The following is a 15,813-nucleotide window of genomic DNA, read 5'->3' on the forward strand; positions in this document are numbered from 1 at the left end:
CGTGAACCGCCTGAGCCACATCTTGGCCGGGCGGCGTGCTCAGGACGCCACCGGCGGCACCCGCCTCGTTTTCAGGCTCGCGAGTCCGATGCCCGCGACCACGCAGGCGAGCGCGAAGCCGTGCGCGAGCGTGGGCCGTTCGCCGAGAAACGTGATGCCGTAGATCGCCGCGGCCACCGGCAGCACCGCGCTGAACACGCCCGCGAGACTGCCCGGCACATGACGGATGCCCTTCATCCACAGCCAGAACGAGAAGATGCTGGCTGACAGTCCGTACCACAGCACCAGCGTCCAGATGCTGAGCGGCACCGCCTGATAGTCGAAGTGCACGAGCGCGCCGGCGCCGAGCGGCAGCATCAGCAGCAGGCCGAACAGGTGCGTGTACGCGCAGATGTCGATCGGCGCGAGCGTTTGGGTGAGACGGCGCGACAGGATGATGTAGAGCGATTCGCAGCACACCGCGCCGAGCACCATCAGATTGCCGACGAACGAGGTCTCGCCGGCCGCGTTCTGGCCAATGTGCGCGAGATTGATCACGACGACGCCGACGATCGCCAACGCGATCGACGCCAGCGCCCGGCCGTTCGGCCGCTCCTTGAGGATCAGCCACGACAGCAACGCGACGACCGCGGGGATCGTGCTGGTGATGACGCCGGCCGCCACGGCGCTGGTGCGCTGCACGCCGTTGAGCATCAGCAACGTAAATCCGAAGGTGCCGAACAGCGCCTGCAGAAACAGGTTGACCCATTCGTCGCGTTTGACGCGGCGCAGTTTCGCCACACGCAGGAGCGGCCAGAGCACCGCCATCGCGATCACGAAGCGCAGCAGCGCGAACAGCGGGACGGGGACGAACTCGACGATCGATTTACCGATTCCGACATTGCTGCCGACCAGCAGCATCGAGGTGATGAGAAGAAGGGCGTAGCGATTCAAGCTGGAGTCCGGGCGGCTAGTTCAGTTAGCATTGTAAGAGGCCGTGAGAACCAGCGTAAAGGCACACGGGCAGACATGAGGGCGGATGCCCGGCGTCGCAACGCGTGCGATGTGCACATCGTATGCGAGTTCGAATACATAAACGTGGCGTAACGCGTAGCATGCGCGCCTGGACTTGCGTAGTGTCGACTGCGCCGCTTGTATGTCGTGTGCGTCACGGTTCAGGCCGTCCGCGGCACGTTGCACAGGCGTGCCGCGTGTCTGCCCGGCGGCTAAGGGTTTTCGCTGGCAAGCCGATGCGGCTCGCGTAAGTGGCTGGTAAGTTGCAACGCTTATGTTTTGGGCATGAGAGCGGCGAGTTCCTGCACGTATCCATGCTGCAGCGCCGCATGGATAGACTGTGCAGGCGAACAGGCCGCGGCGCGGCGCCCGGCGTTTCGCTGCGCGAGGGTTGGAGACAGCGCGCGTCGGTCATCGAGGTCGGCGCCGACAGGACATGGCGCGCCACGGGCGCGCCGGTACAGGATTTACGTTTCATCTTCACCAAGGGGTTGTCGATGTCTGCGATTGAATCGGTTCTTCAGGAACGCCGTGTTTTCCCGCCCTCCGCTGAAGCAGCGGCAGGCGCGACCATTTCCGGCATGGATGCGTACCGGGCGCTGGCCGCCGAAGCGGAACGCGATTACGAAGGCTTCTGGGGGCGCCTCGCTCGCGAGACGCTGAGCTGGAACACCCCCTTCAGCAAGGTGCTCGACGAATCGAAGGCGCCGTTCTACACGTGGTTCGAAGACGGTCAGCTGAACGCCTCGTATAACAGCCTCGATCGTCATGTCGAAGCCGGCCATGGCGGGCGCGTTGCGATCGTCTTCGAAGCCGACGACGGCACCGTCACCAACGTCACCTATCAGGATCTGCTGCAACGCGTGTCGCGCTTTGCGAACGCGCTGAAGAAGCGCGGCGTGAAAAAGGGCGACCGCGTGGTGATCTACATGCCGATGTCGATCGAAGGTGTCGTCGCGATGCAGGCTTGCGCTCGCATCGGTGCGACGCATTCGGTGGTGTTCGGCGGCTTCTCGTCGAAGTCGCTCAACGAGCGGCTGGTGGACGTGGGTGCGGTCGCGCTCATCACTTCCGACGAACAGATGCGCGGCGGCAAGGCCTTGCCGCTGAAAAACATCGCCGACGAAGCCCTCGCGATGGGCGGCTGCGAAGCGGTCACGAGCGTGATCGTGTATCGGCGCACCGGCGGTAAGGTCGCGTGGAACGAAGGCCGCGACCTGTGGATGCATGAACTCGCGCAAGCCGAGTCGGATCAATGCGCGCCCGAGTGGGTCGGCGCCGAGCATCCGCTTTTCATCCTCTACACGTCCGGTTCGACCGGCAAGCCGAAGGGCGTGCAGCACAGCACCGGCGGCTATCTGCTGTGGGCCGCGCAGACCCTGAAGTGGACCTTCGACTGGAAGCCCACCGACGTGTTCTGGTGCACCGCCGACATTGGCTGGATCACCGGGCATAGCTACATCGCGTATGGCCCGCTGACGCTTGGCGGCACCCAGGTCGTGTTCGAAGGCGTGCCGACCTATCCGAACGCCGGGCGCTTCTGGGACATGATCGCGAAGCACAAGGTCACGCTGTTCTACACCGCGCCGACCGCGATCCGCTCGCTGATCAAGGCCGCCGAAGCCGACGCGAAAGTGCATCCGAAGAGCTACGACCTGTCGACGCTGCGCATCATCGGCACGGTCGGCGAGCCGATCAATCCGGAAGCATGGGTGTGGTATCACGAGAACGTTGGTGGCGGCCGTTGCCCGATCGTCGATACGTGGTGGCAAACCGAAACCGGCGGCCACATGATCACGCCGCTGCCGGGCGCCACGCCGCTCGTGCCGGGTTCGTGCACGCTGCCGCTGCCGGGCATCATGGCGGCGGTCGTCGACGAAACCGGGCAGGACGTGCCGAACGGGCAGGGCGGCATTCTGGTGGTGAAGCGTCCGTGGCCGTCGATGCTGCGCAACGTCTGGGGCGACCCGGACCGCTATAAGAAGAGCTACTTCCCCGAAGAACTCGGCGGCACGCTGTATCTCGCCGGCGACGGCGCGGTGCGCGACAAGGAGACCGGCTACTTCACGATCATGGGCCGCATCGACGACGTGCTCAACGTGTCGGGTCACCGGCTCGGGACGATGGAGATCGAGTCGGCGCTGGTGTCGAATCCGCTCGTGGCCGAGGCCGCGGTGGTGGGCCGGCCCGATGCGACCACGGGTGAGGCCGTGTGCGCGTTCGTCGTGCTCAAGGGCGCACGTCCGCAAGGCGAGGCGGCCGTGAAGCTCGCCAACGAACTGCGCAACTGGGTCGGCAAGGAGATCGGTCCGATTGCGAAGCCGAAGGACATCCGCTTCGGCGAAAATCTGCCGAAGACCCGTTCGGGCAAGATCATGCGCCGCCTGCTGCGCTCGCTCGCGAAGGGCGAGGCCATCACTCAGGACGTGTCCACCCTGGAGAACCCGGCGATTCTCGATCAGCTCGGGGAGTCGCTCTGAGCGGCGGTTAGTCTGTGGCCGTGACAAGCGCGTGCCGAACGATGCGCGCTTGATCTGACGCAAACGGCGATCACTGGTCGTCTGCTTAGACCACTTGGGCCACACCGTCGATGCCACCGCGCGGACAATCCCGATTGCCTGCCCGGTGGCTTTTTGTTAAATAGGCGCATGGCCGCGCCGCACCACTCCTCTCACGCTACGCTTCATCCCGCGCCCGAACCGCCTGCGGTTTCGGCGGCGATGGCGCGAGCGCATCAGAAGTACTGGCGCTTCAATCTCGCGCTGATCGCGACGCTCATGACCATCGGCTTCATCGTGTCGTTCGTGCTGCCGCTGATCGCACCCGCGTTGGCGCATGTGCGCATCGGCGGTTTCAGTCTGCCGTTCTATTTCGGCGCACAGGGCGCGATCCTCGTCTACCTTGCGCTCATCGTCGTGTATATCGTGCTGATGCAGCGTGCCGACCGCCGCCTGCAACGTGCGTTCGATGCGGATGCGGATGCGGATGCGCATGCGAATGCAAGCGCAAGCGCAAGCGCCGCAGCCAGCGCAAGCACGAATGCCGATGCCAACGCGTCAACCGGGCGCGGACGCTGAGCCGATGAAACTCACGCATCGGCTAATCCGCTCCTACGCGCTGTATACGCTCGGGTTCCTGCTGTTCATCTACGTGATGTGGCGCATCGAGCGCAACACCGGGCCAGGTGTATGGATCGGCTACGTGTTCCTGTTTGTGCCGATTGCGGTGTACGCGGTGATCGGCGTGCTCTCGCGTACGTCCGATCTGGTCGAATACTACGTGGCGGGGCGGCGCGTGCCGTCCGCGTTCAACGGCATGGCGACCGCGGCCGACTGGTTGTCGGCCGCGTCGTTCATCGGACTGGCCGGGTCGATCTATGCAACCGGATACGACGGTCTCGCGTATCTGATGGGCTGGACCGGCGGCTATTGCCTTGTCGCGTTCCTCCTTGCGCCCTACGTGCGCAAGCTCGCGCGCTACACGATTCCCGATTTTCTCGGCACGCGCTTTTCGAGCAACGCGGTGCGCGGGCTCGCCGCACTGGCCGCGATCCTGTGCTCGTTCGTCTATCTGGTCGCGCAGATCCAGGGCGTCGGACTGATCGCGACGCGTTTTATCGGCGTGGATTTCGCCATCGGCATTTTCTGCGGACTCGCGGGCATCCTGGTGTGTTCGTTTCTTGGCGGCATGCGCGCCGTCACGTGGACGCAGGTCGCGCAGTACATCATCCTGATCGCGGCGATCCTGATTCCCGTGTCGATGATCGCGCATAAGGACGGCCTCGGCTGGGTTCCGCAAGTCAGTTATGGCCGTTTGATGGAGCGCATGGAGCGCCTCGAGCAGCAGGTGCGCGACGAGCCGCTCGAACAGACCGTGCGAGACGATTATCGACGCCGCGCGACGCTGATGCAGATACGCCTCGACGCGTTGCCGCACTCGTTCGTCGACGAGAAGCAGCGGCTCACGCAGGAAGTCGCCGACCTGCGCCGCCACAACGGGCCGCTGCGCGATATCAAGGAGCGCGAAAGGGCGCTCGAACAGTTCCCGCGCGACGCCGCCGCCGCGCAGATCGTCTGGACCCGGCATCGCGACGAACTGCTGATGCGCGCGGCCGCGCCGGTGCCGATGCACGAGCCGTTTCCCGCCGTCAACGACGCGGACCGGCGCATCCACGAACGCAATTTTCTTTCGCTGCTGCTGTGTCTGTCGCTCGGCACGGCGAGCCTGCCGCACATCCTGACGCGCTACAACACGACGACTTCGGTGGCGTCCGCGCGGCGCTCGGTCGGCTGGACGCTCTTTTTCGTCGCGCTGTTCTATCTGACGGTGCCGGTGCTCGCGGTGCTGATCAAGTACGAGATGCTGAGCAACCTGGTCGGCCATCACTTTGCCGATCTGCCGCAATGGCTCATGCAATGGCGCAAGGTCGAGCCGAGCCTGATCAGCCTCGCCGATACGAACGGCGACGGCATCGTGCGATGGAGCGAGATCCAGATGCAGCCGGATATGGTGGTGCTTGCCGCGCCGGAGATCGCGGGGCTGCCGTATGTGATGTCGGGTTTGATCGCGGCCGGCGCGCTGGCCGCGGCGTTGTCGACTGCGGATGGTTTGCTGCTGACGATCGCCAACGCCTTGTCGCACGACGTGTACTACCACATGGTCGACCCCGGCGCGTCAAGCCAGCGGCGCGTGACGATCTCGAAGATTCTGCTGCTGGGGGTGGCGCTGTTCGCGTCGTATGTGGCGTCGCTGAACACGGGGAATATTCTGTTTCTGGTGGGCGCGGCGTTTTCGCTGGCGGCGTCGAGTCTGTTTCCGGTGCTGGTGCTCGGCGTGTTCTGGAAGCGCACGACGCGGCTCGGCGCGGTGGCCGGCATGGTGGCGGGACTCGTGGTGTGCATCTATTACATCGTCTCGACCTATCCGTTCTTCACGCAGATGACGGGTTTCACGGGCGCGCGCTGGTTTGGCATCGAGCCGATCAGCTCGGGCGTGTTCGGCGTGCCGGCGGGGTTCCTGGTGGCGATCGGCGTGAGTCTGATCGACCGCAAACCGGATGCCTATACGATCGCGCTGGTGGACTATATCCGGCATCCTTGAGCGGGTTTTCGCATGGGTGTGGCACACGGCGCGAAGTTTGCTATAATTCGGCTCCCCGCCGGAGAGATGGATGAGCGGTTTAAGTCGCACGCCTGGAAAGCGTGTATAGGTTAATAACCTATCCGGGGTTCGAATCCCCGTCTCTCCGCCAGGAACAAAATTAAGCCCATGATTTCATGGGCTTTTTTGTTTATGTGCTTTGTCTACCCACACTTCCACCCACATTCCATTTTCATGGCCCACGGGCAGTGTTTGCGGCTTCTTTCCGTGGATTGACTACAATCTGATCGACAACGGGATTGGGGGCAAGGATGATCGACACGCTACGGATGACCCGGCGTCTCACTGACGCAGGTTTAGAACGGCGTCAAGCGGAAGCGCTGGCCAGTGTACTGCACGATTTGTTCGGACAGTCGGGCACTATGAGAGCCGACTTAAGGTTAACGTCGCCAGAGTTGACTGGTGCCCTAGCAAAGACCAAGGTTCATTTGGTCGCGTCGCAACTGGTTGTCGCGGGTGTACTGTACCTTGCGCTGAAATTCATCCATTGATTTCCTCCGCCGATTTTGTGCCAGTAACCCGCAAGCAATGTCGCCGCCTCGGAGTTGCGAGCGCCAGCGCAATAGACTTATCTCAACGGGATGCTGGAATGGATCACGGGTATATCGTTGTATCCCATAGCTTGCATGAACATCTGAATGCCTTCGTTGGCTAGGTCTGGCGCCGGTGAGGGGCCAATCATGATCTCTGTGATAGGTAGTGTTGGCGCAGGAGCCGCAACTGTTGAATTTGTGACGTCCAGTTCGCAATACGGGACAAGGGTTCCTTTTCCCGCACGGAATCTGACGCTTTCAAAAAGACGATTTTCTCCCTTTCTGCGACGAACAATTAATCGCCACTCGTTTTCCTCTGCAAATGCAGAGTTTTTAAAAGATATTAGCCAATCATCTACGTCGGATACAAAATAAATAGAGCACAGATCTATGTACCTCTCAGGGTCATTTACTTTGCTATCAATTCCGATTTCAATGAAATCCTCGTATCTCTTTAGAAATTTTCTCAAAAAGCTTTTTTGTTGCGTTGGCTCATAAATGACTCTGTGAAGCTCATACTGCCTTTGCGGATTTTGCGCGTAAGTATGCCCATTGAATTTCAAAGGATCAAACCCTATCGCGTATCCGCCACCTGCTCCATACGCACGCCATTGAGAAAGAAGGTCCCGTTCGGTGCATAGGCAAGCGATAAAATGCGTATAAACTCCGAGATTTATTGCATTCAAACTTGCTTCAATTTCATTGTAAAAAGTAAGTAAATCTTCATTGTTCGTCTGTGATCGACGCTCTTTCAGCAAATCGCGTAGCAAACTGCAGGCGTAACGATGTTCGCCTGCATCGTTCAGAAAGGGAGTATTAGTTGCCCAAAGCCTGGATGACTGTATGATTCCCTGAAGTCCAGCTATGTTTGTATAGTGGTACAACTGCTCTGGTGGCACGCTGGTCTTATCACCTTTCTGTTCCTTCACGAAGACGTCGTTGATTTCGACTAGATTTTTTTTGAGTTCTTCTTCCCAAAGTGGTTCGTCTTCGGCCATGATATTTGCCCAGTGGTGTGATGGAGCATTGTACCGAGTCTGGGACGTAAATCACTTCCCCGATACCTCCGACGTCGCCGCCAGCGCAACTCGTTGGTCTACGTTCCGATGATTGCAGGTCACTTTGGACGGACGAATTATGGTTCGTGTTGTATTGCTGGGAGCCGGGGCGAGTTTCGGCAGCGAAGATGCGACGCCACACACGCCGCCTTTAGGTGGAGGACTTTTTGGCGCCTTGGAAGCTTCCGGTGGGGTCGCTGCGTCTCTGCCTGATGACTTGAAGGCCGCGTTTCGTGCAAATTTCGAAGATGGAATGGCACGATTCTATGAGCATAGCGGCGGAAACATCATGGCATTCCAGCGTGAACTAGCTCACTATCTCGCGCAGTTCCGTCCCGGGCCGAATAACACGTACATCCGCTTGCTTGAAACACTAGGTATTCGCCGGGTCGTGTATTGCAGCCTCAACTACGACATTTTGCTGGAACTCGCAGCTGCTCGGCTCGGATTCGATACGGAATATAGCGTCTCACCTGTCGCGCGAAGCGTGCGAATCTTGAAGCTGCACGGCTCTTGTAATTTTTGGCCGGATATTCCTGTAGGAATGTTCCGGAACTCGACTTTTTCCGGCAGCGGAAGGGCTGATATTCAAGCGCGAATTAAACCGCTGAACCAGGATCAAACAATTTACCGCTGCCTCAACGAAGATAGTGTAGCGCCAGCGATTGCCATGTATGCGAAGGGCAAAGCGGTAAAAGTTAGTCCTGACTACGTTGAGCAACACCAAGCCCACTGGCGTACCGTGTTGGCGAGCGCTCGCCGCGCGGTTGTGATTGGCGTGCGAGTGGTCGCCGAAGATACCCATATTTGGGACGAGCTAGGGAAAACGAAGGCAGCTGTGACTTATGTTGGGTCCCAAGCCGCCGAACCAAGCTTTCTCGAATGGAAGGGGAAGTTCAGCAAAAACAACGCGTACTTTCTTGAGTCCAACTTCTCCGACTGTATCAATAAGATCAGCCAAATTTATTGACCGCGTTCCAGAGGAATGCCCCGATACTTCCGGCGTCGGGGCCAGCGCGAAAAAGATGCGTCTTACCGGTGGTACGGCGGGTGTCGATTGGCGTACTTAGCCTTTTTGCGATCGGCTATGAATCGCATGGCGCGCGCAACGGGATCACGTCGGCGCTGAACTATCTTGCATCTGCTTTCCTTCGTGTGCATGGTGCGAGGCGGCTTCATGAATCGCTCGCCAGTTCAAGCCCACGGCGCAGCAGGCCGGTTGCTACCTGGCTCAAAGAAACCCGCATGCCCGTCTGCTGCTCGATGCGTTCTTTGTGGGCTTCGATGGCCGCCAACAAATCACGCTCGGCAACCAGGGTAAAGCGTGCTTTCGCCGTTGCTTCGAAAGTGCTTGTTTGCATGTTGATGCCCTGTCTCAATACCGATCGACCCAGCGGATATGCTCGCGGCTGGGGCGCTCCGTAGCCGCCCGAATCCTAGCCTTTGCGCAAGCGTCGATGTAGCGAACGACGCGGCGCACCTGCGCATCGTTCAGCGTCGGCCAAATGCGCTGGATGCGGTCCACAATGTCTTCGCCACTTTCGCCGCCCAGCATGAAAGAACCTAGGTCACGAATGCTTACGGCAACTCGCGGACCGCTCTCGTCGGCTGAACGCAGGATGTAGGCGGCATCTGCCAGCGAGTCCTCAATGTGACGCGGCAACTCGCTAGCATTCTTTGCCGCTTTCTCGGCACGCTGCGCCTGAATGGGCTTGATGCCTTTTTTATGGCAGGCGCGGCACTGATAAGAACCTTCAACGGTGCGGCTGGTAGTAGCCTGGCAATTGCCGCAGTGGCCAATGATATGCAGTGCCATTACGCCTCCACCGTCCAGAAACGCGTCGTATCCGGGAGCAGCGGCTGAAGCGCAGCCCATGCCGTCAGGGCCAGCGAACCGTCGATTTTGGTACGGTCCACGATCACGTCCACGTCGCTGCGAATCATCACGGCCGAACGTGTAAACGAACCCACGATGGTGTCAGCCATATCGGGCGTCAGTTCGGCAGTGATGCCAGCAGCCCGCAATACACCATTGTTGTCGATTGCGGCACCGTTGCCCGATGTGCCGACCAGTCCGCGAAGCTCGCTCATGCGGACGCCAGCGGCAGCAGCGGAAGCCAGGGTGAATAGGGCTGGGTTGGCCGCAACCAGTGCGCCCAGCAACACGGCATCGGCGCCGCGCGCCAGGCCTTGAGCAATGGCGTGCATGACCGCGTCTTCAATCGACGGATAGCTTTTCAGGGTGGCACGGCTGAACTCGAATCGCAGGCCATAAATGGCCGTGTTGGTTTGCGGGCCACCTGCCGCATCCAGGTGAATTTGCGCCCGCTTGGTCGGCAGGGGCGAAACGGCCACTTCGTCGCCATCTGCGACCGGTGAGAACGGTGCAGCCTCGAACGTTTCGAAGTAAGCCTGTTTGCTCATCATCACCACATCGCCTAGCACACCCGTGGAAACAGCCTCGGTGGGGTCTTTGTAAATGATGATTTCCGCACCAGCTTGTGCCACCAGCGATTGGCGCAGGATTGCGGCGTCGATTTTCAGGTTTTCCACAGCAGGCCTGCCATTCGGCGGACGCTTTAGCGTGCCGTCTGCGGCCTGAATCTTCGGCAGTTCATCGCTGTTCAAATCGATGATGCCGCGCACCGACGGGCTGCCCGGAATGACGGCGCGCACGTCGCCGTTTTGGTTGAACAGCGGCTTATCGCCCTGCGCGTTGCGGGCAAAGTCGAAAAGGTCATAAAGCTTGTTTGGTGTGGGCATTTTTCGTTTAATAAATGAATAGGAATACGAACTAGTGTGCGTTCATCTGTATTATTCAGACTTCTGCGCACTAACTACACATGAGGGTTTTTCCTGCGCCTACCGCGATTCCTGCCGGGAGTCGCAGAAGTGGAGCGCTGCATCTAGAGCAGAGTTGAAGTCGCTGCGAGTGAAGCCGTTGCGCTCAAATACAGCAATGAAGGCGCGAACGTCATCGTCTTCAAGATCGTCCCCGATGGAATCCAGCCAGCCCAGCACGACAGTGGCGGTAACAGGCAACGATGCCTTCTGGCCAGCGGTGATTTGTTGGCCGATGGCGAGGTTGAGAAGCCATACACAATCGTGTTTCCCGTCAGCCAGGCTGGGAAGCATGCCATCGCGTGCATACAACTGAATATTTTGCTCGGGGATGCCGAACAGCATGGCCATCCTTTCTGCCGTACAAGCATATGCGGGACTGTGATCGTTCATCGCGTGGTTTGTAGCGTCGTGCATCGTGGCGGTCCTTGTTGGTTATGGTGCGTCGGGAACTACTTCTGGAAAGTCACTTTCTGCTTTGTGATCAGATTGTTCGATATGCGAACATAGTAGTAGTGTTCGTTTTGAAATTCCTCTCAGAAATTTATTCACGCGGTGCTTTGTACCCCGCCCCGTCACCCCGTCAGGAAGGACCCTAGTAGGGGGGAGGGGCCTAGGCGGTGCACAGGGTGCATCAACGTCCGGCTATGCTGTTACGCCGCGTCGAGTCAGCGCGTACGCAAACCCTTTGCCTTCGGTCTGAGAGATGCCACGCGGTCTAACAAGCCCATCGGCGCGGCCGTTCCATGCGCTCAGCCCGCTAGCGAATGCCTCAGCAGCGATGATGCACCCGCATGTCATCCAGGCAATCACATCGCCGGGAGAGACAGCGCGCAGCATCTGTATATGCCGCTTGCCAAGTTGATCGCGTTCGCGTTGATGCCGCTTGGTTGCGTCAGCTATTGACATCGCCCACCCCGTTGGAGCCGCGATAGTCGATCGCAGAATCACCAATGACGCGACGAACAATGCGCCGAATGTCGTTGCTCGCTTCGGCACTCAGCAAGGCCGATGAATGACCGATACGCATTGCCTGGATGCGATTCAGCAGTAACTGTTCAATCTCACCCGCAATCTGCTGAGTAAGGGCGGCTAAAACAACGTCGCTTAGTCTTTGGGACATTCGCTAACCTCTAGATAACGTTTGATGGCACGAATAGTATCTAGTCGGAAAAGGATTGGATAGTTAGCGCTGTTTACCTATGTCAACACGCGTTTTCTTATGGAAACAATTTTCGATTTAAATGTTCGTAACGTATTGATGTGTCGTGGAAATATATTGTTAGATGTTTTGCTCTAATTCGAATTTTGATCTGAGGTATTTCGCGTTTAAACGCATTTTGTTACCAGCTTGGCGTTACCTGTATCCACCTGCCGAAATCGAGGTGGTGACGCGGTAACCCCTGTGTATATTGGGCTTGCGGGGAGTGTTACCTGTGTTACCGCAAAAACATGCATTCCATCTCCTCCCCATAAATACTTCTATAGGTTTTCTTTAATTTAAGGTGGTAACAGAGGTAACAAGGTAACAGCCCTTAAGCGGCGCGGCTTTCGGCATTACCACATGGCCGCCAAGCTGGTAACAAGCTGGGAACAAAAAACCCGCCGAAAGCGGGTATGCGTTAAAACGGGGCGTCGGGTTCTGGCGTCACTCTGTGCCACGCCTTAATAAGTCGGCTTCCTTTGCGGGTGGTTTTGCGCTCCCAGCCCAGCGCGCGAAGAATCTTTGCCGCACGCATTTGCTCTGTCTTGCCCTGCTTGGCCGTATCCAGCCCGATGGCGTCGCGCAGCAGATGAGTCACGATGATTTCTTTGCGTCCCAAGCAGTATTCGGAGATAACCGATTCCCAGGCGTCATCCTCGCGCCTTTCTTCGGCTTGCTGGCGGTGTGCATGCTCGGGCACTTCCCACCACGTCGCAGTGCCCGTGTACAGTTCCGCGGCTTCTGCGAATAGCTGTTCGCGGTTGCAGGTGAGCCATTCAATATCAATCTTGCCAACAGCGACTGGCCAGAATCGACGCGCGCCCGTCGCGTCGCGCAGATAGTCGCTTTCGTTCGTCGTGCCTGCGAATACGGTTCGCCTGGGTGCGTCGATGGAATGTTTGGCATACGGCGGCCGGAATCGATCGGTTTGCGAGCTAAGGACCTGCTTGATGCGCGTAATGTCCGACTTCCGGAACGCGTCCAGTTCGGCAATCTCAACCAGCCACTTGCCCTGAATGGACACGAAGAAATCTTTGCTGTCCAGGGAGTCGGTAAGCTCGGCATAGAAAGGCCCGCCTAGAACCGCAAGAAGGGTAGATTTGCCTTTACCTTGGCTGCCTTCGAACACTGGCATAGTGTCAACCTTGCAACCTGGCGCGATGCCGCGTGCAACCATGGATATGATGAAGTTTCGGGCGACAGCCGTATGGTATTCGTCATTCGGCGCGCCAGCGGCTTTTGTCAGCCAGGAATCCAGACGCGGCTTACCATCCCAGTGGAGCGATTGCAGCCATGCTTTCAGGTGGTCGCGTTGGTTCTTCGTCGCCAGAACCATTACAGCCTGTTCCACCATATCAGGCGTGAACTTGACCAGCCCCATTTCGCCTTGCAGCACGTCCGCGATTGCGATGCGGTCCACGTCGGCCCACCGTCGCGGCTTTTCGCAGTCCCACGTCGTAAAGACTTCCTGATGGAACGTATCGTTCCAGAAGCACCCGGAGAAGCGCGGATGCCTTTCCAGTACCTCGCGGACGTTAGAGACCGTTCCAATCGCTTCGCCGCGTCCGTTCGGTTGAACCATCACGCCTGCGGCTGCTAGGCGTTGGACAGCCAGAAACGGGCTAACCAATACTGCGTCGGTTACTGCCTTTTCCGTCATGCGCGCTCCCGCTTCGGGGTCCAGCCCATTGCGGCCAGCGTTTCACGGGCTGCCTGCACAAATGCGTCGGGGCGTCGGGGCTTCCAATTGGCGACTTTGAGAAACATATCGCCAGCCTCATCCAGGGAATAACCTTTCTGCATTTCGTGCATCACGAAGCGCACGACGTTTTCTCGCGCATCATCGCGGATGGCTGATTGCATGGCTTGTCGCTGCGCTTGTGTCTCTGCGGACCACGCTTTAAAATTTTCGACGGTATGTTGTTTTTCTTCGGGGAGTGCCATGGCTGTGGTGCTCCCTTTTTTATTGGCCGCGAGCGGCAGCGCGCGACTCGATCCACGTGTTGACCTCGCTGGCGAGCCAACCCGCAGCGCGTGGGCCAAGCTTGATCTGCTTCGGAAATGTGCCAAGGCGTGCGTGCAGATAGATAGTCGGGATGGCCAGTCCAGTCATTTCGCTAACCGATTGGATGCGGAGAATGCGTGCGTGCGTCTGTGTGGTTTGCATCTGAACGTCCTATGTATAAGAATCGATAGCCGCATTTATTAGCGGATAGGACGCATCTTCTACGCGGGGGTTTTCGAAAACCACATGAGGGTTTTTTGGGCAAGAAAAAGGCCCGATGTGCGGGCCTTATTTCGTTCCCTAGGCGGCTTGCCGGGATCGTTTCCCGGCGCAGTATTCCGCCCAGGCGTCCATCAGCTTGGCGCGCTTCGCCAGATAGTCGCCGCGCTGATAGGCCGCTTCCACTTCGCTACGGACGGCGTGAGCCAATGCCTTTTCCGCCAGTTCCCTAGGAAAGCTCGTACACTCCGCCGCCCAATCGCGGAATGTTGAGCGAAATCCATGCGGCACCACCGGCGCGCCGGTCTTCGGATCGAACCAGATTGGCGCTGGTGCGTCGCCCTTCGATTTCGCTGCGCCGTTCATGCGCTTGATAACGGCTAGAAGGGACATATTCGATAGGCCCTTATCCTTAGTCATACCCGGAAAGACGAAATCGTCCAGGCGCGTTTTTTCCATTGCCTTCAAGATGACAATTGCCTTGGCGCTCAGTGGCACGCGGTGCAACTGTTTCATCTTCATGCGTTCAGCAGGAATGGTCCACAGCTTTGAGTCCATGTCGATTTCGGACCATTGCGCCCCGATGATTTCCTGAGTGCGAGCAGCAGTGAGAATGGCGAACTCCAGCGCCCTGGCTGCAATTCCGTCGATGCTTCGCAATGCAGCCGCGAACGATGAAATCTGAGGGTAGGGCAGCGCGGGATGGTGTTCATCGGCCTGGACGGCGCTAGGTTTTGCCAGCAACGTATCTAGATGGCCTTTCCAGCGCGCAGGATTTTCGCCGCTGCGCAGGCCGCGCGTAGTCGCCCACGCTAGTACCTTCTCCATTCGCCCCCGAACGCGCGACGCCGTTTCGTTCTTGGTTGTCCAGATTGGCTCCAGCACCCGCACAACGTCGTGTGTATCGACGTTCGCCACGTCCTTTTTGCCGATAAATGGCGCAGCATACGTCGTCAGCGTGTTCGTCCATTGCTCGGCGTGCTTGACGTTCTTCCATCCAGGCTTGTGCGCATCGATATAGGCAGTCGCGCACTCCGTGAAAGTCATTTTCGCCGCGATTTTCGCGCGCTCTGACTGGCGCATGGCCAGCGGGTCGTCGCCGTTTCCTAGCGCGCGTCGCATACCATCAGCCTTGTCGCGGGCGGCTTCCAGGGGAACATTCAGATACGCGCCCAGCCCGATTTCGTGAGATTTCTTGTTCCGGGCGTAGCGGAAAATCCACGACTTGGAACCGCTGGGGCTAATCTGTAAATACAGGCCGCCGCCGTCGCTGTAGTAGCCGGGTGTTTTTTCCTGCCGTACCTTGGTTGCTGATAGCTTTTTAATCGGTCGTGCCATTGGTCCGCCTAAATTTTCTACCCACGTTTCTACCCACACTTGCGAGGTAGATGGTAGCATTTTCCCTTAGCGGTTGATATACATAAATGCCTTTGCTGTGGCTGATTTGACGGGTATTCGTATCTTTTCGTATCGGCCAATATTCATCAATTAGGCGGACCGTCTCTCCGCCACCCTTCCCGTCAGGCTTAACGGCCGACTAAAAGTTTGCGCTGTGCCATAGAATCGTCAGCGCAACGGTTCCATGCGGTCCTGTTTTCTTCTGTAGTCCACTCTGCGACCTTGACATCAGCGTGCGCAAGAAGTGTCCGGGCGTTCTCAAACGCGCCTGCATCGCTCGCGCATTTGGCTCGCAGCCGACACAACCGAAATGGGAGCAGAAGCGTATAGCCGCGCGGCATGTTCGCCCCGCCAGAATCGAGCAGCATTCGCGAACTTGGGAAACATCGAGGATGGATGATT

At 58.6% G+C, this 15,813-nt stretch carries 15 protein-coding genes and 1 tRNA gene; 5 read left to right on the top strand and 11 right to left on the bottom strand.

Translation table 11 applies throughout. From position 1 onward, the window contains the following. Positions 1–39 precede the first annotated feature (39 nt). Complete coding sequence (locus tag PQQ53_RS23180; RefSeq protein WP_408145175.1) at positions 40–933, bottom strand: DMT family transporter; 894 nt, start codon at positions 931–933, stop codon at positions 40–42. 557 nt (positions 934–1,490) lie between these two features. Here PQQ53_RS23180 and acs point away from each other — a divergent pair. From acs to PQQ53_RS23200, 4 genes are all read left to right on the top strand, one after another. After that, positions 1,491–3,473, top strand: coding sequence for an acetate--CoA ligase (acs, locus tag PQQ53_RS23185; RefSeq protein WP_408326531.1), 1,983 nt, complete (start codon positions 1,491–1,493; stop codon positions 3,471–3,473). A gap of 168 nt (positions 3,474–3,641) precedes the next feature. Then, complete coding sequence (locus tag PQQ53_RS23190; protein WP_408326391.1) at positions 3,642–4,070, top strand: DUF4212 domain-containing protein; 429 nt, start codon at positions 3,642–3,644, stop codon at positions 4,068–4,070. A 4-nt stretch (positions 4,071–4,074) separates the two neighbouring features. After that, positions 4,075–6,093 carry a sodium:solute symporter family protein gene (locus PQQ53_RS23195; protein ID WP_408145281.1) on the top strand — a complete coding sequence of 673 codons (2,019 nt, stop codon included), beginning with the start codon at positions 4,075–4,077 and terminating at the stop codon, positions 6,091–6,093. Positions 6,094–6,153: 60 nt separating this feature from the next. After that, a tRNA-Ser gene (locus PQQ53_RS23200) sits at positions 6,154–6,244 on the top strand. Positions 6,245–6,721: 477 nt separating this feature from the next. On the opposite strand, the gene PQQ53_RS23205 is transcribed toward PQQ53_RS23200, so the two are convergent. Continuing rightward, positions 6,722–7,684 (bottom strand): DUF2971 domain-containing protein, encoded by a 963-nt coding sequence (locus PQQ53_RS23205; protein ID WP_408326394.1) that lies wholly within the window; start codon positions 7,682–7,684, stop codon positions 6,722–6,724. A gap of 139 nt (positions 7,685–7,823) precedes the next feature. Between PQQ53_RS23205 and PQQ53_RS23210 the strand changes: the two genes are divergently transcribed. After that, positions 7,824–8,714, top strand: coding sequence for a hypothetical protein (locus PQQ53_RS23210; protein WP_408326396.1), 891 nt, complete (start codon positions 7,824–7,826; stop codon positions 8,712–8,714). 205 nt (positions 8,715–8,919) lie between these two features. Here PQQ53_RS23210 and PQQ53_RS23215 read toward each other — a convergent pair whose 3' ends face one another. The 9 genes from PQQ53_RS23215 to PQQ53_RS23255 form a co-directional block, all read right to left on the bottom strand. After that, positions 8,920–9,105, bottom strand: a complete 186-nt coding sequence (locus tag PQQ53_RS23215) for a hypothetical protein (RefSeq protein ID WP_408326399.1) — start codon at positions 9,103–9,105, stop codon at positions 8,920–8,922. Positions 9,106–9,119: 14 nt separating this feature from the next. Continuing rightward, complete coding sequence (locus PQQ53_RS23220; RefSeq protein ID WP_408326402.1) at positions 9,120–9,560, bottom strand: hypothetical protein; 441 nt, start codon at positions 9,558–9,560, stop codon at positions 9,120–9,122. Next, positions 9,560–10,507, bottom strand: a complete 948-nt coding sequence (locus PQQ53_RS23225; protein ID WP_408326405.1) for a hypothetical protein — start codon at positions 10,505–10,507, stop codon at positions 9,560–9,562. The genes PQQ53_RS23220 and PQQ53_RS23225 overlap by 1 nt, the downstream gene beginning before the upstream one ends. 99 nt (positions 10,508–10,606) lie before the next feature. Further along, complete coding sequence (locus PQQ53_RS23230; protein ID WP_408326407.1) at positions 10,607–11,002, bottom strand: hypothetical protein; 396 nt, start codon at positions 11,000–11,002, stop codon at positions 10,607–10,609. A 478-nt stretch (positions 11,003–11,480) separates the two neighbouring features. After that, on the bottom strand, positions 11,481–11,708 hold the full coding sequence (locus PQQ53_RS23235) for a hypothetical protein (RefSeq protein ID WP_408326410.1): 228 nt from the start codon (positions 11,706–11,708) through the stop codon (positions 11,481–11,483). 499 nt (positions 11,709–12,207) lie between these two features. Then, positions 12,208–13,449: a virulence-associated E family protein gene (locus PQQ53_RS23240; RefSeq protein ID WP_408326412.1), complete on the bottom strand. Its 1,242-nt coding sequence runs from the start codon at positions 13,447–13,449 to the stop codon at positions 12,208–12,210. Next, a complete protein-coding gene (locus tag PQQ53_RS23245; protein WP_408326415.1) occupies positions 13,446–13,733 on the bottom strand; it encodes a hypothetical protein in 288 nt (95 codons plus the stop codon). Before PQQ53_RS23245 ends, PQQ53_RS23240 begins: the two co-directional genes overlap by 4 nt. Before the next feature lie 19 nt (positions 13,734–13,752). Then, a complete protein-coding gene (locus tag PQQ53_RS23250) occupies positions 13,753–13,956 on the bottom strand; it encodes a helix-turn-helix transcriptional regulator (RefSeq protein WP_408326418.1) in 204 nt (67 codons plus the stop codon). Positions 13,957–14,094: 138 nt separating this feature from the next. Then, the gene (locus PQQ53_RS23255) at positions 14,095–15,351 is read right to left on the bottom strand and encodes a tyrosine-type recombinase/integrase (RefSeq protein ID WP_408326421.1); all 1,257 of its coding nucleotides are present in this window, start codon (positions 15,349–15,351) and stop codon (positions 14,095–14,097) included. Positions 15,352–15,813: the final 462 nt, after the last annotated feature.

Origin of the sequence: Paraburkholderia strydomiana, assembly GCF_046030495.1 — a bacterium.
GTDB lineage: Bacteria > Pseudomonadota > Gammaproteobacteria > Burkholderiales > Burkholderiaceae > Paraburkholderia > Paraburkholderia strydomiana_A.

What these genes read in the sequence shown, in the direction of transcription:
- PQQ53_RS23240 (WP_408326412.1), bottom strand. Translation starts at nt 13,449, where the DNA reads ATGACGGAAAAGGCAGTAACCGACGCAGTATTGGTTAGCCCGTTTCTG.
- PQQ53_RS23255 (WP_408326421.1), bottom strand. Translation starts at nt 15,351, where the DNA reads ATGGCACGACCGATTAAAAAGCTATCAGCAACCAAGGTACGGCAGGAA.
- PQQ53_RS23205 (WP_408326394.1), bottom strand. Translation starts at nt 7,684, where the DNA reads ATGGCCGAAGACGAACCACTTTGGGAAGAAGAACTCAAAAAAAATCTA.
- PQQ53_RS23230 (WP_408326407.1), bottom strand. Translation starts at nt 11,002, where the DNA reads ATGCACGACGCTACAAACCACGCGATGAACGATCACAGTCCCGCATAT.
- acs (WP_408326531.1), top strand. Translation starts at nt 1,491, where the DNA reads ATGTCTGCGATTGAATCGGTTCTTCAGGAACGCCGTGTTTTCCCGCCC.
- PQQ53_RS23250 (WP_408326418.1), bottom strand. Translation starts at nt 13,956, where the DNA reads ATGCAAACCACACAGACGCACGCACGCATTCTCCGCATCCAATCGGTT.
- PQQ53_RS23220 (WP_408326402.1), bottom strand. Translation starts at nt 9,560, where the DNA reads ATGGCACTGCATATCATTGGCCACTGCGGCAATTGCCAGGCTACTACC.
- PQQ53_RS23225 (WP_408326405.1), bottom strand. Translation starts at nt 10,507, where the DNA reads ATGCCCACACCAAACAAGCTTTATGACCTTTTCGACTTTGCCCGCAAC.
- PQQ53_RS23235 (WP_408326410.1), bottom strand. Translation starts at nt 11,708, where the DNA reads ATGTCCCAAAGACTAAGCGACGTTGTTTTAGCCGCCCTTACTCAGCAG.
- PQQ53_RS23195 (WP_408145281.1), top strand. Translation starts at nt 4,075, where the DNA reads ATGAAACTCACGCATCGGCTAATCCGCTCCTACGCGCTGTATACGCTC.
- PQQ53_RS23190 (WP_408326391.1), top strand. Translation starts at nt 3,642, where the DNA reads ATGGCCGCGCCGCACCACTCCTCTCACGCTACGCTTCATCCCGCGCCC.
- PQQ53_RS23210 (WP_408326396.1), top strand. Translation starts at nt 7,824, where the DNA reads ATGGTTCGTGTTGTATTGCTGGGAGCCGGGGCGAGTTTCGGCAGCGAA.
- PQQ53_RS23245 (WP_408326415.1), bottom strand. Translation starts at nt 13,733, where the DNA reads ATGGCACTCCCCGAAGAAAAACAACATACCGTCGAAAATTTTAAAGCG.
- PQQ53_RS23215 (WP_408326399.1), bottom strand. Translation starts at nt 9,105, where the DNA reads ATGCAAACAAGCACTTTCGAAGCAACGGCGAAAGCACGCTTTACCCTG.